The sequence below is a fragment of the Rhizobium sp. AB2/73 genome, from assembly GCF_020871915.1.
GTDB classification, from domain to species: Bacteria; Pseudomonadota; Alphaproteobacteria; order Rhizobiales; family Rhizobiaceae; genus Rhizobium; species Rhizobium dioscoreae.
Genome location: NZ_CP067071.1, coordinates 3,563,509 through 3,583,271, shown reverse-complemented (window position 1 = coordinate 3,583,271; position 19,763 = coordinate 3,563,509). Strand labels below are relative to the sequence as shown.

General features: G+C 60.6%; 21 protein-coding genes, 1 tRNA gene and 1 pseudogene. 10 read left to right on the top strand and 13 right to left on the bottom strand.

What is annotated here, in order from left to right; translation table 11 throughout:
* The first annotated feature begins 38 nt into the window (after positions 1-38).
* From I8E17_RS17560 to I8E17_RS17545, 4 genes are all read left to right on the top strand, one after another.
* A complete protein-coding gene (locus I8E17_RS17560; RefSeq protein WP_113366701.1) occupies positions 39-890 on the top strand; it encodes an alpha/beta hydrolase in 852 nt (283 codons plus the stop codon).
* Positions 891-1,043: 153 nt separating this feature from the next.
* Positions 1,044-1,313, top strand: coding sequence for a 30S ribosomal protein S15 (gene rpsO, locus I8E17_RS17555; RefSeq protein ID WP_069613589.1), 270 nt, complete (start codon positions 1,044-1,046; stop codon positions 1,311-1,313).
* Positions 1,314-1,638: 325 nt separating this feature from the next.
* Positions 1,639-3,777: a polyribonucleotide nucleotidyltransferase gene (pnp, locus tag I8E17_RS17550; RefSeq protein WP_113366726.1), complete on the top strand. Its 2,139-nt coding sequence runs from the start codon at positions 1,639-1,641 to the stop codon at positions 3,775-3,777.
* 293 nt (positions 3,778-4,070) lie between these two features.
* Positions 4,071-5,087: a class I SAM-dependent methyltransferase gene (locus I8E17_RS17545; RefSeq protein ID WP_113366700.1), complete on the top strand. Its 1,017-nt coding sequence runs from the start codon at positions 4,071-4,073 to the stop codon at positions 5,085-5,087.
* A 42-nt stretch (positions 5,088-5,129) separates the two neighbouring features.
* Here I8E17_RS17545 and I8E17_RS17540 read toward each other — a convergent pair whose 3' ends face one another.
* The 4 genes from I8E17_RS17540 to fabA all read right to left on the bottom strand — a co-directional run bounded on the left by I8E17_RS17540 (position 5,130) and on the right by fabA (position 8,390).
* Positions 5,130-5,711 (bottom strand): GNAT family protein, encoded by a 582-nt coding sequence (locus tag I8E17_RS17540; RefSeq protein WP_113366699.1) that lies wholly within the window; start codon positions 5,709-5,711, stop codon positions 5,130-5,132.
* Between the two features lie 76 nt (positions 5,712-5,787).
* Entirely contained in the window at positions 5,788-6,594 is an 807-nt protein-coding gene (gene fabI / locus I8E17_RS17535) for an enoyl-ACP reductase FabI (RefSeq protein WP_113366698.1), read from the bottom strand.
* A gap of 4 nt (positions 6,595-6,598) precedes the next feature.
* Positions 6,599-7,822: a beta-ketoacyl-ACP synthase I gene (gene fabB / locus I8E17_RS17530; RefSeq protein ID WP_112434869.1), complete on the bottom strand. Its 1,224-nt coding sequence runs from the start codon at positions 7,820-7,822 to the stop codon at positions 6,599-6,601.
* A gap of 52 nt (positions 7,823-7,874) precedes the next feature.
* Positions 7,875-8,390 carry a 3-hydroxyacyl-[acyl-carrier-protein] dehydratase FabA gene (fabA, locus tag I8E17_RS17525; protein ID WP_015338264.1) on the bottom strand — a complete coding sequence of 172 codons (516 nt, stop codon included), beginning with the start codon at positions 8,388-8,390 and terminating at the stop codon, positions 7,875-7,877.
* A gap of 297 nt (positions 8,391-8,687) precedes the next feature.
* Between fabA and irrA the strand changes: the two genes are divergently transcribed.
* Positions 8,688-9,110, top strand: coding sequence for an iron response transcriptional regulator IrrA (irrA, locus tag I8E17_RS17520; protein WP_112722933.1), 423 nt, complete (start codon positions 8,688-8,690; stop codon positions 9,108-9,110).
* 102 nt (positions 9,111-9,212) lie between these two features.
* Here the strand turns inward: irrA and I8E17_RS17515 are convergent, their stop codons facing one another.
* On the bottom strand, positions 9,213-9,848 hold the full coding sequence (locus I8E17_RS17515; protein ID WP_113366697.1) for a trimeric intracellular cation channel family protein: 636 nt from the start codon (positions 9,846-9,848) through the stop codon (positions 9,213-9,215).
* Between the two features lie 139 nt (positions 9,849-9,987).
* On the opposite strand from I8E17_RS17515, the gene I8E17_RS17510 reads away from it, so the two are divergent.
* Positions 9,988-10,467 (top strand): hypothetical protein, encoded by a 480-nt coding sequence (locus I8E17_RS17510; protein WP_113366696.1) that lies wholly within the window; start codon positions 9,988-9,990, stop codon positions 10,465-10,467.
* A gap of 94 nt (positions 10,468-10,561) precedes the next feature.
* Here I8E17_RS17510 and I8E17_RS17505 read toward each other — a convergent pair whose 3' ends face one another.
* The 6 genes and pseudogenes from I8E17_RS17505 to I8E17_RS17480 form a co-directional block, all read right to left on the bottom strand.
* The gene (locus I8E17_RS17505) at positions 10,562-11,353 is read right to left on the bottom strand and encodes a YdcF family protein (RefSeq protein ID WP_069615390.1); all 792 of its coding nucleotides are present in this window, start codon (positions 11,351-11,353) and stop codon (positions 10,562-10,564) included.
* Positions 11,354-11,425: 72 nt separating this feature from the next.
* On the bottom strand, positions 11,426-11,677 hold the full coding sequence (locus I8E17_RS17500) for a hypothetical protein (protein WP_219511273.1): 252 nt from the start codon (positions 11,675-11,677) through the stop codon (positions 11,426-11,428).
* Positions 11,678-11,701: 24 nt separating this feature from the next.
* Positions 11,702-11,870, bottom strand: a pseudogene (locus tag I8E17_RS17495) (GIY-YIG nuclease family protein); the annotation flags it as partial.
* Positions 11,871-12,057: 187 nt separating this feature from the next.
* Positions 12,058-12,133: transfer RNA gene (locus tag I8E17_RS17490), tRNA-Ala, on the bottom strand.
* Positions 12,134-12,286: 153 nt separating this feature from the next.
* Entirely contained in the window at positions 12,287-12,667 is a 381-nt protein-coding gene (locus I8E17_RS17485) for a TIGR02300 family protein (RefSeq protein WP_095436113.1), read from the bottom strand.
* An 83-nt stretch (positions 12,668-12,750) separates the two neighbouring features.
* The gene (locus tag I8E17_RS17480) at positions 12,751-12,942 is read right to left on the bottom strand and encodes a hypothetical protein (protein WP_113366695.1); all 192 of its coding nucleotides are present in this window, start codon (positions 12,940-12,942) and stop codon (positions 12,751-12,753) included.
* Here I8E17_RS17480 and aroA point away from each other — a divergent pair.
* The 4 genes from aroA (at position 12,941) to rpsA (ending at position 17,072) form a co-directional block, all read left to right on the top strand.
* Positions 12,941-14,296, top strand: coding sequence for a 3-phosphoshikimate 1-carboxyvinyltransferase (aroA, locus tag I8E17_RS17475; protein ID WP_113366694.1), 1,356 nt, complete (start codon positions 12,941-12,943; stop codon positions 14,294-14,296). The genes I8E17_RS17480 and aroA overlap by 2 nt on opposite strands.
* Positions 14,297-14,307: 11 nt before the next feature.
* Positions 14,308-14,526, top strand: coding sequence for a hypothetical protein (locus I8E17_RS17470; protein ID WP_113366693.1), 219 nt, complete (start codon positions 14,308-14,310; stop codon positions 14,524-14,526).
* A 29-nt stretch (positions 14,527-14,555) separates the two neighbouring features.
* A complete protein-coding gene (gene cmk, locus I8E17_RS17465; RefSeq protein ID WP_069615365.1) occupies positions 14,556-15,188 on the top strand; it encodes a (d)CMP kinase in 633 nt (210 codons plus the stop codon).
* A gap of 180 nt (positions 15,189-15,368) precedes the next feature.
* Positions 15,369-17,072: a 30S ribosomal protein S1 gene (gene rpsA / locus I8E17_RS17460; RefSeq protein WP_069615364.1), complete on the top strand. Its 1,704-nt coding sequence runs from the start codon at positions 15,369-15,371 to the stop codon at positions 17,070-17,072.
* Positions 17,073-17,175: 103 nt separating this feature from the next.
* Here rpsA and I8E17_RS17455 read toward each other — a convergent pair whose 3' ends face one another.
* Positions 17,176-18,876 (bottom strand): hypothetical protein, encoded by a 1,701-nt coding sequence (locus I8E17_RS17455; RefSeq protein WP_113366692.1) that lies wholly within the window; start codon positions 18,874-18,876, stop codon positions 17,176-17,178.
* 237 nt (positions 18,877-19,113) lie between these two features.
* On the bottom strand, positions 19,114-19,740 hold the full coding sequence (locus I8E17_RS17450) for a ribonuclease D (protein ID WP_069615362.1): 627 nt from the start codon (positions 19,738-19,740) through the stop codon (positions 19,114-19,116).
* Between the last annotated feature and the right edge of the window lie 23 nt (positions 19,741-19,763).

Below are 19,763 nucleotides of genomic sequence, written 5' to 3'. Positions count from 1 at the left end.
CCCGACGGGCCTCCATGGCCCGTTCATAGGGGGCAAACATGCGCAGAGTTGCATTCGGAATAGTTGCATTCCTTTCCCTGTTCCTGACGGTGACGAACGCCCAATCCGCCGAACGGTGGGCCGGGCTGCCGCCGTTTCCGCCAATGCCGCAGCCGAAGGCGAGCGGCATGGCCGATGTCAATGACATCAAGATGTATTATGCCGAATATGGCGAAGGTGACCCGATCCTCTTTATTCATGGCGGTCTTGGGAATGCCGATGTCTGGGGCGCTCAGGTCGCCGATTTCGCGAGAGATCATCTCGTCATCGTCGCCGACAGCCGCGGGCACGGCCGCTCGACGCGCAGCCAGCAGTCTTTCGGCTACGATCTGATGACCTCGGATTATGCCGCGCTGCTCGACTATCTGAAGGTCGACAAGGTGACGCTGGTTGGATGGTCCGATGGCGGCATCATCGGCATCGACATGGCGATGAAACATCCCGAAAAGCTGACGCGCGTGATCGCCCAGGCCGCCAATGTCACGACCGACGGCGTGAAACCCGATGTCATGAGCAACAAGACTTTCAACGACTACATCAACGTCGCCGGCGACTATTACAGGAAGCTGTCGCCGACCCCGAACGAATATGAGGCCTTCGTCAAACAGATCTCGAAGATGTGGGAGACGCAGCCGGCATGGACCGCAGCCGACCTCGGCAAGATCACGGTGCCGGTGACACTTGCCATCGGCGACCATGACGAAGCGGTGAAGCTGGACCATACCGAGATGATGGCGAAGGAGATCCCGGGCGCCAAGCTCGTCATCCTGAAGGATGCCAGCCATTTCGCCATGCTGCAGGATCCGGAAGGCTACAATGCCATGATCCGGGATGCCATGGCGGGGCGCTGAAAGGAGCCCCGGGGAGAACCCTCTTTCCATTGGCGCTCATTTGGTTTATAGGCAGCGCCAGCATCAGGCATGCCTGATTGCATTCGCGGCCAATGCTGGACGACATCCCGGCGTTTGGCGACTTCAATCTCCTCTCATAGAAAGGACCATCCGATGTCGATCACTGCTGAGCGCAAGGCTGCGCTGATCAAGGAATACGCCACCGCCGAAGGCGACACCGGTTCTCCGGAAGTCCAGGTTGCGATCCTGACCGAGCGCATCAACAACCTCACGGAACACTTCAAGGACCACAAGAAGGACAACCACTCCCGTCGTGGCCTTCTGACGATGGTTTCCAGCCGGCGCTCGCTTCTTGACTACCTCAAGAAGAAGGACGAAGGCCGTTATACCAAGCTGATCACCAGCCTCGGTATCCGCCGCTAACGGAATTTCCGGCGGGCGTTCACCTGAACGCCCGCCGGATGCTTATGAAGGGTATAAACCCTTGAGACCAGTTTCCCTCGCGCCTTACGCCGGTGCGATGCGAAACCGCCGGCAGGCCGGATGGGCCGGTGCTGCCAACAACAACCGTTGACCTGTCATGGGGCAGGATTGCCGGATGCTTTCAGCCGAAGCTTCACGCTTCGGCCGACCTTCGAAAGCCTCTCGTTGTCTTGCCCGTGATGCGTCACATTTCGTGCGGTTGAAGATGTGCCCTGCCGAATTCGTCGGCCTCGGCGCCTTTTCCCGCATAGTGCAAGGACAAGATATGTTCGATATCCATACCGTCGAAATCGAGTGGGCAGGCCGCCCGCTGAAGCTCGAAACCGGCAAGATTGCCCGCCAGGCCGACGGCGCCGTTGTCGCCACCTACGGCGAGACCGTGGTGCTTGCGACCGTCGTTTCCGCCAAGGCGCCGAAGCCGGGCCAGGACTTCTTCCCGCTTACCGTCAACTATCAGGAAAAGACCTACGCGGCCGGCAAGATCCCCGGCGGTTACTTCAAGCGCGAGGGACGTCCGAGCGAAAACGAAACGCTCGTTTCCCGCCTGATCGACCGCCCGATCCGCCCGCTCTTCCCGGAAGGCTACAAGAACGACACGCAGGTTGTCGTCACCGTCATCCAGCATGACCTCGAGAACGATCCGGACATCCTGTCCATGGTCGCGACCTCTGCAGCCCTGACGCTCTCCGGCATCCCCTTCATGGGCCCGATCGGCGGCGCCCGCGTCGGCTACATCAACGGCGAATACGTGCTGAACCCGCATCTCGACGAAATGGACGAATCGAGCCTCGACCTCGTCGTCGCCGGCACGCAGGAAGCCGTTCTGATGGTTGAATCCGAAGCCAAGGAACTGCCTGAAGACATCATGCTCGGCGCCGTCATGTTCGGCCACCGCGGCTTCCAGCCCGTCATCGACGCGATCATCAAGCTCGCCGAAGTCGCTGCCAAGGAGCCCCGCGACTTCCAGCCGGAAGACTATTCCGAGCTCGAGAAGGAAATGCTCGGCCTCGCCGAAGCCGAACTGCGCGACGCCTACAAGATCACGCAGAAGGCTGATCGCTACGCCGCCGTCGACGCCGTCAAGGCGAAGGTGAAGGCACACTTCCTGCCGGAAGAAGGCGAAGCCAAGTACACGGCCGAAGAAGTCGGCGCCATCTTCAAGCACCTGCAGGCGAAGATCGTTCGCTGGAACATCCTCGACACGTCGAGCCGCATCGACGGCCGCGATCTGCAGACGGTTCGCCCGATCCTCGCCGAAGTCGGCCTGCTGCCGCGCACGCACGGCTCCGCCCTCTTCACCCGCGGTGAGACGCAGGCGATCGTCGTTGCCACGCTCGGCACCGGCGAAGATGAGCAGTATGTCGACAGCCTGACCGGCATGTACAAAGAAAACTTCATGCTGCACTACAACTTCCCGCCCTACTCGGTCGGCGAAACCGGCCGCATGGGTTCTCCGGGCCGCCGCGAAATCGGCCATGGCAAGCTCGCATGGCGCGCCATCCACCCGATGCTCCCGTCGGTGGAACAGTTCCCCTACACGCTGCGCGTCGTCTCTGAAATTACCGAGTCCAACGGCTCCTCCTCGATGGCGACCGTCTGCGGCACCTCGCTGGCGCTGATGGATGCCGGCGTGCCCTTGGCAAAGCCGGTTGCCGGTATCGCCATGGGCTTGATCAAAGAAGACGAGCGCTTCGCCGTTCTCTCCGACATTCTGGGTGACGAAGACCACCTCGGCGACATGGACTTCAAGGTTGCCGGCACGGAAGCAGGCATCACCTCGCTGCAGATGGACATCAAGATCGACGGCATCACCGAAGAGATCATGAAGGTCGCCCTGAACCAGGCGAAGGGCGGTCGTCTGCACATCCTCGGCGAAATGGCAAAGGCCATCTCCGAGAGTCGCGGCCAGCTCGGCGAATTCGCACCGCGCATCGAAGTCATGAACATTCCGGTCGACAAGATCCGCGAAGTCATCGGCTCCGGCGGCAAGGTCATCCGCGAAATCGTCGAAAAGACCGGCGCCAAGATCAACATCGAGGACGACGGCACCGTCAAGATCGCCTCCTCCTCCGGCAAGGAAATCGAAGCGGCCCGCAAGTGGATCCACTCGATCGTCGCCGAGCCGGAAGTCGGCCAGATCTACGAAGGTACGGTTGTGAAGACCGCCGACTTCGGCGCCTTCGTCAACTTCTTCGGCGCCCGTGACGGCCTCGTCCATATCTCGCAGCTCGCTTCCGAGCGCGTTGCCAAGACGCAGGACGTCGTCAAGGAAGGCGACAAGGTCTGGGTCAAGCTGCTCGGCTTCGACGAGCGCGGCAAGGTTCGCCTCTCGATGAAGGTCGTCGACCAGGCCACCGGCCAGGAAATCGTTGCCGAAAAGAAGAAGGACGACGCGGCCGAATAAGCCCGCGCCTTCATAAACTTTCCGGGGCGCGGGATCTTTTCCGCGCCCTTTTTATATTATCGGTGCCGACCGTTTTGTAGAAACTGGGTGCACGGCCCCTCACTCTAGCCCTCTCCCCGCCTGCGGGGAGAGGGGATAACGACCGTGCTAGATCACCCTCTTAGCCGAGGTAGTTGTCTTGCTCCGTCGTCCCCTCTCCCCGTTCTTACGGGAGAGGGTGAGGGGCAAGCCCAGAATACGACGATGGCGTATATCCGACAGATGAAACCCATTCCCATAACGAGACCACGCCCATGAGCCGCGATGCCTTGAAGACCTTGTTTCATCCCTTTGCCTCTGGCACCGTCGAGGCGCCCGGCGTAGATCAGCGGATCCTGTTCCTCGGCGCCGAGGCGGGCTTTGCGCTGCCGGAGGGCTTCGCCGCCGAGCTTTCCGCCGTTCAGGGCTTCCGTCCCTTTTATCGCCAGCTGCAGGCGCAGCGCATCAACGTGACGCCGGAGATCGAAGGCGAAGGCTATGACGGCGCGCTCGTGCTTTGCGGCAAGCACAAGGGCGAGAACGAGGATCACATCGCCGAAGCGTTGGGGCGCGTAAAGGAAGGCGGTCTCATCGTCGTTGCCGGCGGCAAGGAAGACGGCATTCAGCCGTTGCGCAAGCGCGTCGAGGCCTTCGGTCTTGCGATCGAGCACATGCCCAAATATCACGGCGTTGCCTTCTGGTTTACCCGCCCTGCCGATATCAAGCTGCTGACGGCGCAGCTCGCGAAGCCGGCGACGCTCGTCGACGACAGCTTCACCACGGCGCCCGGCATGTTCTCCCATGACCGTATCGATGCCGGCTCCGAACTTCTCGCCTCGCGCCTGCCGACGGATTTTACCGGCGATGCTGCCGATTTCGGCGCCGGCTGGGGTTACCTCTCCGTCGAGCTGACAATGAAGTCGCCGAGGATCGAACGCATCGACCTCTACGAGGCCCATTACGGCTCTCTGGAGGCCGCACGCGCCAATCTGCTGTCACACTGCCCCAAGGTCGCTCAGCGCTTCTTCTGGCATGATCTGGCGAGCGAGCCGGTCAAGGACAAATACGACCTGATCATCATGAACCCGCCCTTCCATGAGGGCCATGCCGCCGAACCTTCGCTCGGCCAGGCGATGATCAAGACCGCCGCTTCGGCATTGCGCGGCGGCGGACGGCTAATGCTGGTCGCCAATCGCGGCCTGCCCTACGAACCAGTGCTGGCCGAGAATTTCAAGGAGTTCGGCGAGACTTGCCGCAACGCCCGCTACAAGGTGCTCTGGGCGAAGAAATAAGGAATGATGGCGGTCAGATGGCCGCCATTTTTTAAGCGGGGCTCAGGGGCTTCGTTTCGACGCTCTTGCGGCCCATTCGCGGCTCAGCACGGCGTACACGCATTCGTCGCCCCAGACACCGTTGAAGCGATCGTTTTCGATCAGAAGCGCCTCACGGCGCAGGCCGAGCCGTTCGACGACGCCGACCGAGCCGGCATTTTTCGCATCCAGCCGGGCGAAGATCCGATGAAAGCGGAATTTTTCGAAACCGAGGGTAATGATGGCCGCGGCCGCCTCGGTAGCATATCCCTTCCTGGCATAGGCTGGGTTAGAGGTATAGCCGAGCTCGGCCTGAAGTGCGGCCTTATTTGCAAATGTCAGGCTGACATCACCCACCAAAGCGCCATCCTCCCGCCGAATGACAGCACATAGCAGCGTATCTCCGTCCTCGGAGAAAGGGGAGTTCAGGCGGATATAGAACCGTTCCCTCATCACTTCAGGCGAAGGAGGGTCGCGATAAAGAAAACGATAGATCTCCGGCAGGGAGCGATAGGCGCTGTAGGCGACAAAATCCTCCGGCACAAAGCGGCGGAGGATAAGACGGTCGGTCGATGCCAAAGGTTCTGCGTCGTCGATGGACGTCATGGGGAATCCTCTGAAAGGATATCCGGAAATTGATCCTCCCGGCAATAACCGGGGGGACACAACTGAGATCGGAAGCCTATTCCGCGTCTGCGCTCGACAGCGTTTCCAGCGTCGGCATGGAAGTGATGTTGTAGCCAGCATCGACAAAATGGACTTCGCCGGTGACGCCTGCTGCCAGATCCGACAGGAGGTAGAGCGACGACGAGCCGACCTGATCGATGGTGACGGACTTGCGCAGCGGCGCGTTGCGCTGGTTCCAAGAGAGGATGGCGCGAGCGTCGGAAATGCCGGCGCCGGCGAGCGTGCGGATCGGGCCGGCGGAAACGGCGTTGACGCGAATGCCGCGCGGGCCGTAGTCCGCAGCGAGATAGCGGACGGAAGCCTCGAGAGCCGCCTTGGCAACGCCCATGACATTGTAGTTCGGGATCACGCGCGTTGAGCCGTTATAGGTCAGCGTGAGCATGCTGCCGCCTTCCGTCATCAGTTCGGCGGCACGCTTGGCGACCTCGGTGAAGGAGAAGCAGGAGATCACCATCGTGCGGGTGAAATTCTCTCGCGTGGTGTTGGCGTAGAGCCCCTTCAGCTCGTTCTTGTCGGAAAAGCCGATGGCGTGGACGATGAAGTCCAGCTTGCCCCAGCGCTCCTTGATTGCGTCGAAGACGGCATCGACCGAAGCGAGATCCTCGACATCGCAAGGCAGCAGGAAATCCGAGCCGACTTCGGCAGCGAGCGGCTTCACCCGCTTGCCGAGCGCTTCGCCCTGAAAGGTGAAAGCCAGTACCGCACCTTCGGCTGCCAGCGCCTTTGAAATACCCCAGGCAATCGAATGATTGTTTGCGACGCCCATGATGAGGCCGCGCTTACCCTGCATAATTCCCGTCATTGCCTTATCCGTTATAGCGCTGGAATACGAGCGTGGCGTTGGTGCCGCCGAAGCCGAAAGAGTTCGAAAGAGCGATATCGAACTTGGCGTTATCGATACGCTTGCGCACGATTGGCACGCCCTCGAATTCCGGATCGAGTTCGGTGATATGGGCGCTTTCGCCGATAAAGCGCTCCTGCATCATCAGGATCGAATAGATCGATTCCTGCACGCCCGCTGCGCCGAGCGAATGGCCCGTCAGCGACTTGGTCGACTGGATCGGCGGGATCTTGTCGCCGAAGACTTCGCGGATTGCGCCGATTTCCTTGCTGTCGCCTACCGGCGTCGATGTGCCGTGGGTGTTGATATAGTCAATATCGCCCTTCACGGTGGCGAGCGCCTGGCGCATGCAGCGTACCGCGCCTTCGCCCGACGGCGCGACCATGTCGTAACCGTCCGAGGTGGCACCGTAGCCGATGATTTCGGCATAGATCTTGGCGCCGCGGGCCTTGGCATGCTCCAGCTCTTCCAGAACCAGCACGCCGGCGCCGCCGGCGATGACGAAGCCGTCACGCTTGGCGTCATAGGCCCGCGAGGCGGTTTCCGGATGGTTCTCGTTGAAGTCCGACGACATGGCGCCCATGGCGTCGAAGAGATTCGACATGGTCCAATCGAGATCCTCGTGACCGCCGGCGAACATGACGTCCTGCTTGCCCCACTGGATCATTTCGGCGGCATTGCCGATGCAATGCGCCGAGGTCGAGCAGGCGGACGAGATGGAGTAGTTGACGCCGTGAATCTTGAACCAGGTGGCCAGCGTGGCCGAGGCGGTCGACGACATCGACTTCGGCACCGCGAAGGGGCCGATGCGCTTCGGGCTGTTGTTTTTGCGGGTGATATCAGCCGCCTCGATAAGCGTTCGCGTCGACGGGCCGCCGGAGCCCATGATGATGCCGGTACGCTCGTTGGTGATATCGCTTTCCTCGAGGCCGCTATCGGCAATCGCCTGCTTCATGGCGACGTGGTTCCAGGCGCCGCCCTGCGACAGGAAGCGCATGGCGCGGCGATCCACCAGGTCGGTCGTATCGATCTTCGGCGCGCCCCAGACCTGGCACTTGAAACCGTGCTCGGCGAAATCGGGGGAGAAGGAAATGCCGGATTTGGCGTCGCGCAGCGAGGCGGTCACTTCTTGAGCATTGTTTCCAATCGAAGAGACAATACCCAGACCCGTAACAACTACCCGTCTCATGTCGATGACCTTTTCTAAAACATCTGTCTTTTTGGAGCGGCGGTGCCGCGGTTCAGGCAACCTTGTCCTTGGACAGGCCCACGCGCAGGTCCGTCGCCTGATAGATGGTCTCGCCATCGGCCTTCAGCCAGCCGTCGGCGGTGCCAAGGACGAGGCGGCCGCGCATGACGCGCTTGAAGTCGATGCCGTATTCGAGAAGCTTCGTGTCCGGACGAACCATGCCCTTGAACTTCACTTCGCCAGTGGAAAGCGCCATGCCGCGGCCGGGCTCGCCGAGCCAGCCGAGGAAGAAGCCGGTCAGCTGCCACATGCCGTCGAGGCCGAGGCAGCCCGGCATGATGGGATTGCCGGCAAAATGGCAGGGGAAGTACCAATCATCGGGGCGCACGTCGTATTCGGCGCGAATATAGCCCTTGTCGAAGGCTCCGCCCGTTTCGGAAATATCTGTAATGCGATGGACCATCAGCATCGGTGGCAGGGGAAGCTGTGCGTTGCCCGGGCCGAACAGCTCGCCGCGGCCACAGGACAGGATTTCCTCGTAATTGAAGCTGGATTGTCTCGTCGTCATAAAAATTCCGTTTCCCCCGCATGAATGCCGATGGATGTGAAGCTTTAGTGCAAGATCGACAGAAAATGAAGCGTAACCATCACACTCTCATTCAGCCGTTCGATCGAACACAGTAGCTCCTATGTGGTGGTCGCATACAGGAACGCCAGAGCTGCTACCAGTGCCAAATGCGGCAAAAGCCCGATTTTTCCGGCTTTTGAGCACCTTCCCACCCCATGGAAACTATTGAAAGCAATCAAGGCAAAAGTTATATGGCTTAGTAAAGAATTATAGAGATCAGGAATCCGGAGTCCCTGAATGGCGGAAGATGCCGAAATCGCGATCGAAACCAGGCTGCGCAATGTCGGCCTGAGACCGACCCGACAGCGGATCGCACTGGGAGACCTCCTCTTCGCCAAGGGCGACCGGCATCTGACGGTGGAAGAACTGCACGAGGAAGCTGTTGCGGCCGGCGTCCCGGTTTCGCTCGCGACCGTCTACAACACGCTGCATCAATTTACCGAGGCGGGGCTGATCCGCGTGCTCGCCGTCGAAAGCACCAAGACTTACTTCGACACCAATGTCTCCGACCACCATCACTTTTTCGTGGAAGGCCACAATGAGGTGCTGGATATCCCGATCAGCAACCTGACGATCGACAATCTGCCCGAACCGCCGCAGGGCATGGAAATCGCCCATGTCGACGTCGTGATCCGCCTGCGCCGCAAGCAGAGGCAATAGGTAATAGGTAATAGGTAATAGGTAATAGGTAATAGGTAATAGGTAATGGAATTGTTTTCCGGCCATCCACTATTGCCTACTGCCTAATTCCTACTGCCTCCACTACATCACATAGTCCGGATGCCGGCCTGGCTTGTGGTGATAGGTCGGGAAGGTCCAGCCGAACCAGAGCGCGCCGCCGCGCACCGCGAAGGCAGCAACCACGCCCAGCCCGGCAGAAACATAAAGCGGCAGCATCGTCGCATTGGCGGCGGTGAACACCCCGGCGCCGACAATTGAAGCCGTGACGTAGATTTCCGGGCGCAGCAGGACCGAAGGCTCATTCGCCAGCAGATCGCGCAGGATGCCGCCGAAGGTCGCCGTCAGCGCGCCAGTGACGATCGCGACGGTGGGCGATCCCGTTGCCGCCATACCCTTGGCCGCTCCCATCACGCAGTAGGCCGATAATCCCACGGCATCGAGCCAGATGAGCAGCCGATAGCGCGATTCGAAGAGATGCGCGGTGAAGAAGACCAGAACGCCGACCATGGCGCAGATAATGATATAGGTCGGATTCAGAACCCAGAAGACCGGCACCCGGCCAAGGACGATATCGCGCAGCGTGCCGCCGCCGATACCGGTGACGGCCGCCAGGAACAGGAAGCCGATCAGATCGAGCTGCTTGCGCGAAGCCGCGAGCGCGCCGGTTGCGGCAAAAAGGGCGACGCCGGCATAATCAAGAAACGAGAGAAGCGACATCGAAAACTCCAACGGGAGGCCGGCAATTTTTCGAAATGAATCACGACGGCAAGGGCCGCGCAAGCAGGCGCGTGCAAAGATGTCGCAGCGGCTGCGGCTGTTATCGTGGCCGTAACGGCGCTTCGAAAAGGAATCCCCCTTGAAATCCCTGCTGATCGTAATCCTCAACCTCTTCGCTCTCGTGATCATGCCTGCCGTGGCCGAGGCGCAGCAATCGATCCTGCAGGACCCCGTGGCCTTCGAGAAGGATCACTTCACCAAGAGCTGCGACGGCCAGGTGAGCTTCGGCGATCATTTCGCCACCCAGCAGGACATCAACAACGACAAGCTGATGGATATCGTCATTGATGAGGGCGAGATCACCTGCAAGGGCGAAAAAGGCCCCTACTGCACGGACGAAGGCTGCCCCTACAATTTCTACGTCCAGGTGGCCGAGGGCGGCTATCTGCTCGTCGCCACGGCGAAGATCTACGGCTACGATTTCATCCAGCGTTTCGGCAACATGGTGCTGGTCATGAAGATGCATCCGCGCTTCTGCGACCGCAAGGATGGCGAAGCCGTCTGCGAAATCACCGTCAGAGTGCGCGGCGTCAAATTCGTCACGATCTCGAAGAAATAGGCAATTTCGGGAAAAGGCGGATACGCAAGTTACGGTCCGGACACGTGGCTACGGCCTGGGCACGTGGTCATGGTCCGAGGCACGTAGCTAGTAGCTACGGCCTGGGATAGAGCGCCGAGGTGCGGCCGGCGGCGTAATAGCCGACCAGACCGACCCATTCGCGCAACCCCGTCGCCAGCAGTTGGGCATTGCGCGATGGCTGGGTGAAATCGAAACCGAGGCTTTCCTTGCCGGTGCTGCGATAATCGACCGGCCAAGGCACGACGGTAATGCCCTGTTTGCGGAAGATGCCCATCGAGCGCGGCATGTGGAAGCCCGAGGTGATGAGCAGGCAATTCGAAAGACCGTTCTGCGCCAGCAGCTCCTTCGTATTGACGGCATTCTCGAAGGTCGTGCGTGAGGTCTTGTCCTCGACCATGCGGCTTGTCGGAATGCCGAGCGCGGTGAAGAAACGCTCGGAAATCACGGCATCGCCCTCATAGGTGCCGCCGATCGAGCCATCGCCGCCCGAGATCACGATGCGTGACTGCGGGTATTTCTGTGCGAGACGCAGCGCTTCGATCAGGCGATCGCCGGCCGAATCGAGCTCGTAGCCGCCGCGTGCCGTCGTCACCTCATTCTGCGTGGCACCGCCGAGAACGATCATGCATTTCAGATCGGCAGGATCGGCTGCGGGGTGCGGAAAACGCTCTTCCAGCGTCTGAACAACATAGGCCCCGGCCGTCGTATACAGCGAGACGAACAGGATCAGCGCCGACAAGAGCGCCGAGGTGATGACGGTCGCGCGCCAGCGCAGCAGAGCGGCGATGAATGCCAGCAGGACAAACAGAAAGGCCAGCGACAGCGGCTGACCGAAAATCCAGACAAGTTTCGAAAAAACGAACACGGCACATCCTTACGCTTGTCGGCAAAACGATTCGCTTTACTCCCTAGCAGATTTTTGTGCACTGCAATGTGGCTATTTCGCCAGTCGCGCCGTCGGGGTGACCACCGTCAGCCGCTGGCTGAAGCGGCACTGCAGCGAGCGAGGAATGAAAAGAGTGACGAGCGCGACTATTGAAACCAGCGCCCTAAAAGATGCGGGCGAGAGAGCTCCGATGACGGAACCCGATATCATGCCGCTCCAGGGCACGATCTGCATTCTCTCGGCAAGATTCCGGTCGCCCGGCAGAAAGCGGCCAAATCGCGAGAGCCCGCCGATCCGCCGCATGGCCGAAATCCTCTGCTTGTCTCATTTGTCAGGAAAGGCAGAATACCAGAGGAGAACCCACGGCATGAACTTTGCGGTGTGGGACGACTTACCAGCATTGTGGTCGGCAAGCCGCTGCTTAAGGCCCGAAGTCAATCCGGTATATTGCTGGTCGGGAAAAATCCGCGCTTTGAAGGATGTAAACGCACCACATCCGCCCCTCGCTCAATTGTCGTCCGGTGATTCGAACGCAAATTCTATATGCAATCGAGCTTATCGCTGTATCTGGAAATATTTGATTGGGATTTCAGCCCTTCGTCGCCCTACAGGCTTTGTCGGGCACTGCTTCGGCCTAACGGTTTCCCGTGGCTGCGCCACGCGAAGCCCGTAAGGGCGAAGCGTGGTGGAGCTAAGCGGGATCGAACCGCTGACCTCTTGCATGCCATGCAAGCGCTCTCCCAGCTGAGCTATAGCCCCATCAAGATGCTGCCGGTTGACCGGCCCTGGGTCCCTTCCGAGCGCTTCGCCCGTCGGGGTGGCGGCTTCTTACTTGTGGTTTTCACAGATAGCAAGCCGAAAAATTCGGCCCGGGAAAATTTTTCTTGAGACCCGGGCCGATTGTCTTTCAGATCAGACGTCGTCTTCGTCGCCGGTGACGCCGATGATGTCGCTCATGTCGTCATCGTCTTCATCTTCGTCGGCTTCGAGGAAGGTGTCGTCGTCATCGTCGCCGATTTCGACATCGTCATCGCCGATATCCGGAATGTCATCGCCGCCCGCAGCGTCGTCGGCATCCTCGAGAGATACCAGTTCGACTTCCGTGTTTTCGGTATCGACTTCGGCCACTTCGTCTTCTTCCGGAACTTCCTTGGAAGCGGAGGTTTCTTCGAAGAAGGACAAGGGCCAGGACTTGCCGGTATAGGGCGAGACCACCGGATCCCGGTTCAGGTCATAGAACTTCTTGCCGGTATCGGGGTCGGTACGTTTTGTTCCAAGTTCCGCTTTCGCCACTGTCAAAGCCTCATGAATGGCCGAATGAAAATTCGGCAATGCCGGGGAAGCCGGCGTTTTAAGGGAAATATCAGCCGGTCCCCTTAATCGTTGCGGCCGTTTCTGTCAAAGCTAAAGTTCAAGCCGCCTCGCACGTGCTTTTTGCGCATGGCGGGATGACTGGCGAACAGGCCCGTGCTAACCAGCTGGCGTGAACCGCAGAACATCTGGCGCAAGAGCAACGCAGCCAGCACAGAATGCGGATGGAATACCGGCATCGCAAAGGAATTGCCCATGCCGCACGATACGCTTCCCCAACCAGCCGTGGCACGACGCTCGGCCGGCCTCTCCGGCACGATACGCATTCCCGGCGACAAATCCATTTCCCATCGCTCCCTCATGTTCGGCGGCCTTGCCGCGGGCGAAACCCGCATCACCGGCCTGCTCGAAGGCGAGGATGTGTTGAATACCGGCAAGGCCATGCAGGCTTTAGGCGCCACAATCCGCAAGATCGATGACGAATGGATTGTCGGCGGCACCGGTAACGGGGGGCTGCTGGCGCCGGAGGCACCACTCGATTTCGGCAATGCCGGCACCGGCTGCCGCCTCACCATGGGCCTGGTCGGCTCCTACGATTTCAAAACAACCTTCATCGGCGATGCCTCGCTTTCGAAGCGGCCGATGGGGCGCATCCTCGATCCGCTGCGCCTCATGGGAACGCAGATCAAGGCAGCCGCGGGCGACAAGCTACCCGTCACCCTGCGCGGCCCCGGAGTGGCAAGCCCGCTGACCTATCGCGTACCGATGGCTTCGGCACAGGTCAAATCGGCGGTGCTGCTGGCGGGCCTCAATGCGCCCGGCATAACAACAGTCATCGAACCGGTCATGACCCGCGACCACACGGAAAAAATGCTGGCCGGTTTCGGCGCAGCGCTTTCGGTTGAGACCGATGCGGCGGGCGTCCGCACCATTCGCCTTGAGGGTCAGGGCAAGCTCACCGGCCAGACGATCGACGTTCCCGGCGACCCCTCCTCGGCAGCCTTCCCGCTGGTGGCGGCATTGATCGTGCCCGGCTCCTACATAACCATCCGCAACGTGCTGATGAACCCGACGCGCACAGGCCTCATCCTGACGCTGCAGGAGATGGACGCGGATATAGAGATCCTCGACCGCCGCATGACGGGCGGCGAGGATGTCGCCGATCTCCGCGTGCGCTCCTCTGCGCTCAAGGGCGTCATCGTACCGGCCGAGCGCGCGCCGTCGATGATCGACGAATATCCCGTGCTGGCCGTCGCGGCCGCTTTTGCGGAAGGCACGACTGTTTTGCAAGGGCTGGAGGAGCTCCGGGTTAAGGAATCCGATCGGCTCTCGGCCGTCGCCGAAGGATTGAAGCTCAACGGTGTCGACTGCAGCGAAGGCAGGGATTCGCTGACGGTTCGGGGCAGGCCCGACGGCAAGGGCCTGGGCAGTTCCAGCGGCACCGAAGTCAGGACCCATCTCGATCATCGCATCGCCATGAGCTTCCTCGTCATGGGGCTTGCCAGCGAGCACCCGGTTTCGATCGACGATTCGGCCATGATCGCCACCAGCTTTCCAGAATTTTTTGCTATGATGACAAGATTGGGCGCGACGATCGGGACCGACGGTTAATAGACCGCACAATGCCCAGGGCGGCGGAAGATGCTCCTGCGGACTTCATCGCAGCCCCGGTGAAAGACGTTATCGGCACTGAAATCGACATCGAGACGATTGACGGCAAATGGAAGGTGAGCCAGAACCGGCCGCTGGCTGACCGACAGGGCGTGGCCGAAGGTCTTGGCGCAATCGATCGAACGGATGCCGCCGAGATGGCCGATCTGGTGCGTCGCTACAGCAAATAACGAGATATCGGGTAGGGACGGAAGAAGACATGATCATCGCCATCGACGGGCCTGCGGCGGCTGGAAAGGGAACTTTGGCGCGCCGGATCGCCGAGGCCTATGGCTATCATCATCTCGATACCGGCCTCACCTATCGCGCCACCGCCAAGGCCCTGCTCGATGCCGGACTGCCGCTCGACGACGAAGCGATTGCCGAAGGCATGGCGCGCAAGGTTGATCTGGCCGGGCTCGATCGAACCATTCTATCCCGACACGAGATCGGCGAGGCCGCCTCGAAGATCGCCGTCATGCCGGCCGTACGCCGGGCGCTGGTCGAAGCGCAGCGCCGTTTTGCGCAGAAGAAGCCGGGCGCCGTGCTCGACGGCCGTGATATCGGCACCGTGGTCTGCCCGGATGCGCCGGTAAAACTCTATGTGACGGCTTCGGTCGAAGTCCGGGCGAAACGGCGCTATGAAGAAATCGTCGACGCCGGCGGCAGTGCCGATTACGACGCGATCTTCGAGGATGTGAAACGGCGCGACGAGCGCGATATGGGCCGCACCGACAGCCCTTTGAAACCAGCTGAAGACGCGTACTTGCTAGATACCTCAGAAATGAGTATAGAAGCGGCGTTTCAGACGGCAAAATCGATCATCGACGCCGCTCTGAGCCGAAATGCCTGAAAATTTGAGCTGTCTTCGCGCGCCTCGCGCCGGAAACCGCCGATTTCAAGATAGCCTGACATTCCGTCCAAGCGCCGGATAGCTTCCCGAAGGGAGGCGGACTGGGGTCAGGCCTGTTCAACACGAGCCACCGGCGCACCAGTGTCCAGATTGCATGATCGGGACACGCCAGGAGATTTTATGTCTGTAACTTCCCCCTCTCGCGAAGATTTCGCGGCCCTTCTCGAAGAATCCTTTGCCAAGAACGATCTGGCTGAAGGCTATGTCACCAAGGGCATCATCACCGCCATCGAAAAGGATGTCGCCGTTGTGGACGTCGGCCTCAAGGTCGAAGGCCGCATCGCGCTGAAGGAATTCGGTGCACGCGCCAAGGACGGCACGCTCAAGGTTGGCGATGAAGTCGAAGTCTATGTCGAGCGTATCGAAAACGCGCTTGGCGAAGCCGTTCTCTCGCGCGAAAAGGCTCGCCGCGAAGAAAGCTGGATCAAGCTCGAAGCCAAGTTCGAAGCTGGCGAGCGCGTTGAAGGCGTCATCTTCAACCAGGTCAAGGGCGGCTTCACCGTCGATCTCGACGGCGCTATCGCCTTCCTGCCGCGTTCGCAGGTCGACATCCGCCCGATCCGTGACGTCACCCCGCTGATGCACAACCCGCAGCCCTTCGAAATCCTGAAGATGGACAAGCGCCGCGGCAACATCGTCGTTTCGCGTCGTACGGTTCTGGAAGAGTCCCGTGCCGAGCAGCGTTCTGAAATCGTTCAGAACCTTGAAGAAGGCCAGGTTGTTGACGGCGTCGTCAAGAACATCACCGATTACGGTGCGTTCGTTGACCTCGGCGGCATCGACGGCCTGCTGCACGTCACAGACATGGCATGGCGCCGTGTGAACCATCCGTCGGAAATCCTGTCCATCGGCCAGCAGGTCAAGGTACAGATCATCCGCATCAACCAGGAAACCCACCGTATCTCGCTCGGCATGAAGCAGCTTGAGAGCGATCCGTGGGATGGCATCCAGGCCAAGTATCCGGAAGGCAAGAAGATCTCCGGTACCGTCACGAACATCACCGACTACGGTGCATTCGTCGAGCTGGAGCCGGGCATCGAAGGCCTGATCCATATTTCGGAAATGTCCTGGACCAAGAAGAACGTTCACCCCGGCAAGATCCTGTCCACGAGCCAGGAAGTCGAAGTCGTCGTTCTCGAAGTCGATCCGACCAAGCGTCGTATCTCTCTCGGCCTGAAGCAGACGCTGGAAAATCCGTGGGCAGCATTCGCCCGCAACCATCCGGCTGGCGCCGAAGTCGAAGGCGAAGTCAAGAACAAGACCGAATTCGGCCTGTTCATCGGCCTCGACGGCGATGTGGACGGCATGGTTCACCTCTCCGACCTCGACTGGAATCGTCCGGGCGAGCAGGTCATCGAAGAGTACAACAAGGGTGACGTCGTCAAGGCTGTCGTTCTCGACGTCGACGTCGAGAAGGAACGCATCTCGCTCGGCATCAAGCAGCTCGGCAAGGACTCGGTCGGCGAAGCTGCTGCTTCCGGCGACCTGCGCAAGAATGCAGTCGTTTCCTGCGAAGTCATCGCAGTCAACGACGGCGGCATCGAAGTGAAGCTCGTCAACCACGAAGACATCACCTCGTTCATCCGCCGCGCCGATCTGTCGCGTGACCGTGACGAACAGCGTCCGGAGCGTTTCTCGGTTGGTCAGGTTGTCGACGCTCGCGTCACCAACTTCTCCAAGAAGGACCGCAAGATCATGCTGTCGATCAAGGCTCTGGAAATCGCAGAAGAGAAGGAAGCCGTTGCTCAGTTCGGTTCTTCCGACTCGGGCGCTTCGCTCGGCGACATCCTGGGTGCGGCTCTGAAGAACCGCAACGCCGAATAATCCTCGGTCGAAGCCTGGAAACAAAGGACCCGCCGGAGCGATCCGGCGGGTTTTTATTTGTCCGTTCTGCGGCGTCCATGCCGCCTGTCCATTGCGAGGTCGCCTATTCCCAGGTCACCATGCGCCGATAGAAATCGAAGGCGTGGTCTTGAAGCGGGTCGCGCAGAGGCTGCGGCAAGGCAACGAGCTCCGGTCTGACGTTATCGTCCCCCGCAGAGGCCGGGCCAGCTTGCGCTTCGTCGGATACCTCGCCCTCTGCCCGTGCCGACGATTCCTCGGCATGGGCCTGCTCTTCATCCTGATCTTGCGGGTTCTCCTCGTCCTGAGCTTGCCCGCCCTCCTCATCACCGACGGGATCGACGCGATTGAGCAATTTCGATTCGCTGTTCTTGACGGGAATATCTGCCGGCAAATAATTCGCCACGACGAAGGGAACGCCGAGCGGCAGGGGCGCCGACATCGTCGCCTGCTCCGCACCCTCATATACCACCACCGGCGTTGCAGGCGACATCTGCGACGGCGGCTTGCCGGAAGCGATGGGAAGAGCACCGGACGTTTCAGGCCCTTCCGCCAATGACGCCGGCATGGCCGCCGCTGCGACCGGTCGATAGGGGCCTTCGTTAATGGCCGGCGGCTGCGTTGACGATGCCTGCGCCGCGTTATTGCCGGTCAGCGCCTGGGCGATGATCTTCTCCACGGAAGAGGAGGAATTGTTGACGATCTGCAAAAGGTCAGGATCGGTCGCCATCGCAGGCGGACTGATGACGACCTGCAGGCCCTGTTTGATGTCGGCTTCTATCTGCTGGATATCGCGCGGCACCGGCGGCGGCGTCAGCGGCGACCGGATCAAAGCGACTTCGGTCGGGAGTTCGGCTTCGGCGGCGACTGCCGTCAGCAGCACGCTCGCGGTCAGATCATTGATAAGGGAAGCGAGCGCGGAAGGCTGGACAGTGGCGGCCGCCGCATCGGCACCGCTGCCGGCAGGCGCAGATTGCGGGGCGGAGGCGCCGTTTTGCGCGACCGTCTGCGCTTGAGTCAGCTGTGCTTGGGCCGCTTGTGCGGCAGCCGGCGCGGATTGAGATTGCACGGGGATGCCCGATTGCGGCGTCTGCTGTAGCGCAGATGCTGGCTGTGCGGCGGGCTGAGCCGTCGCCGGTGTAGCCACCGCAGGCGCGGGTGTCGAGATAGCGAAAGCCGGTTCGTCTGCAACAGCTGCAAGCGCTGTCGCCAGGGTGGCCAGATCGGCCGCCTTCTGCAGCGGAGCTGATAAAGGTGCCTGAGGGGCTGGCGTTTCCACTTCGCCGGCATTCTGCCCGTAGGAATTGACGACTGCCTTCAGCACAGCATCCGGCTCGGCTACCGACGTCTGTTCAAGGCTGAGGGCCAGCTGCACCGCCTGCGGACTTTCCGGGTCCTGCAATGCCGCTGCCAGAAGCGGCAATGGCACCGGCGTCCTCATCTGCCCATCCATACGCTGCTGCGCGGCGGCGAGCTGCGGCGGTGTCAGGCTGCGGATTGCGGCAGCAACGCGTTGCGCATAGGCGGTATTGCTTTCATCCGGCTCACGGGAAACATTCACCACCTTGCTGGCAGCATCGATCGCGGAAAGCAGACTGTCAAGCATGCGTTCGCGAGCCGCGACCAGCAGCATGTTCAGCTTGCCCTCGACGCTGGCGTTGACCGCACTCGACAGAACGGCGAGCGGCGTTGCCGTCGTCTGAAGCCCGGAGGTCTCGGCCGTTGCGGCGATTGGCTTCTCAATGGATACACCCACAGCGGACACGGCACCAACGGGAAGCAACATGACATGCTCCTTTGTCTGGCAAGGCGACGATGGAAGCGGGAAGCAGGTTCAATCGAGGTCCGCTCATGCGGCCTGTGGATTTCCTAGCGCCGAGTGGCCGAATTGGCGAGGCGCGAACGCGCAGACGTGGAAATCATCCGCAAAATAGCAGTCAAGTCCTTAACAGATTCCTAAATAAAGGAGCCCATGCCGCTTGTGCAGCACCGGCCCCTGGATTTGGCCCTGTAAGCGAAGCAATCAGCTATGCGCGAAGATATCCGCCTCTTCCCAGCCAAGAAGGTCGAGCTTGGCGCGCGTCGGCAGGAAGGCGAAGCAATCATCCGCATAGTCCATGCGGCCGTCGCGCAACAGGCGTTGCGTCAGCTTTTCGCGTAGCGCATGCAGATAGAGCACGTCGGAGGCGGCATATTCGAGCTGCGCCGGGGACAGCGTTTCCGCAGCCCAATCGGACGACTGCTGCGCCTTGGAGATATCGACGTCCAACATCTCCTTGAGATTGTCCTTCAGGCCGTGACGGTCGGTATAGGTGCGGCAGAGGCGCGAGGCGATCTTGGTGCAGAAGACCGGGGTCGTGGTGACGCCGAACGTATGAAACAGGACGGCGATGTCGAAGCGGCCGTAATGAAAGATCTTCTGATGCGTCGGGTCGGCGAGCATGGCGACGAGATTGGGCGCCTGCTTCTGGCCGGCCGCGATACGGATGACGTCGGCCGTGCCGTCGCCCGGCGAAAGCTGCACGAGGCAAAGTCGGTCACGGCGTGGAACGAGGCCGAGAGTTTCGGTATCGATGGCAATGGCGCCGGTGTAGCGGGCGGCATCCTCAGTGGAAATATCGCCTTCGTGATAACGGATGGTGGCAGCCATGAAATTCTCCCGGCTCTGTCCTT

Coding starts and splice junctions, on each gene's coding strand:
- I8E17_RS17560 (WP_113366701.1), top strand. CDS start 39: ATGCGCAGAGTTGCATTCGGAATAGTTGCATTCCTTTCCCTGTTCCTG.
- rpsO (WP_069613589.1), top strand. CDS start 1,044: ATGTCGATCACTGCTGAGCGCAAGGCTGCGCTGATCAAGGAATACGCC.
- pnp (WP_113366726.1), top strand. CDS start 1,639: ATGTTCGATATCCATACCGTCGAAATCGAGTGGGCAGGCCGCCCGCTG.
- I8E17_RS17545 (WP_113366700.1), top strand. CDS start 4,071: ATGAGCCGCGATGCCTTGAAGACCTTGTTTCATCCCTTTGCCTCTGGC.
- I8E17_RS17540 (WP_113366699.1), bottom strand. CDS start 5,711: ATGACGTCCATCGACGACGCAGAACCTTTGGCATCGACCGACCGTCTT.
- fabI (WP_113366698.1), bottom strand. CDS start 6,594: ATGACGGGAATTATGCAGGGTAAGCGCGGCCTCATCATGGGCGTCGCA.
- fabB (WP_112434869.1), bottom strand. CDS start 7,822: ATGAGACGGGTAGTTGTTACGGGTCTGGGTATTGTCTCTTCGATTGGA.
- fabA (WP_015338264.1), bottom strand. CDS start 8,390: ATGACGACGAGACAATCCAGCTTCAATTACGAGGAAATCCTGTCCTGT.
- irrA (WP_112722933.1), top strand. CDS start 8,688: ATGGCGGAAGATGCCGAAATCGCGATCGAAACCAGGCTGCGCAATGTC.
- I8E17_RS17515 (WP_113366697.1), bottom strand. CDS start 9,848: ATGTCGCTTCTCTCGTTTCTTGATTATGCCGGCGTCGCCCTTTTTGCC.
- I8E17_RS17500 (WP_219511273.1), bottom strand. CDS start 11,677: ATGCGGCGGATCGGCGGGCTCTCGCGATTTGGCCGCTTTCTGCCGGGC.
- aroA (WP_113366694.1), top strand. CDS start 12,941: ATGCCGCACGATACGCTTCCCCAACCAGCCGTGGCACGACGCTCGGCC.
- I8E17_RS17480 (WP_113366695.1), bottom strand. CDS start 12,942: ATGGGCAATTCCTTTGCGATGCCGGTATTCCATCCGCATTCTGTGCTG.
- I8E17_RS17470 (WP_113366693.1), top strand. CDS start 14,308: ATGCCCAGGGCGGCGGAAGATGCTCCTGCGGACTTCATCGCAGCCCCG.
- cmk (WP_069615365.1), top strand. CDS start 14,556: ATGATCATCGCCATCGACGGGCCTGCGGCGGCTGGAAAGGGAACTTTG.
- rpsA (WP_069615364.1), top strand. CDS start 15,369: ATGTCTGTAACTTCCCCCTCTCGCGAAGATTTCGCGGCCCTTCTCGAA.
- I8E17_RS17455 (WP_113366692.1), bottom strand. CDS start 18,876: ATGTTGCTTCCCGTTGGTGCCGTGTCCGCTGTGGGTGTATCCATTGAG.
- I8E17_RS17450 (WP_069615362.1), bottom strand. CDS start 19,740: ATGGCTGCCACCATCCGTTATCACGAAGGCGATATTTCCACTGAGGAT.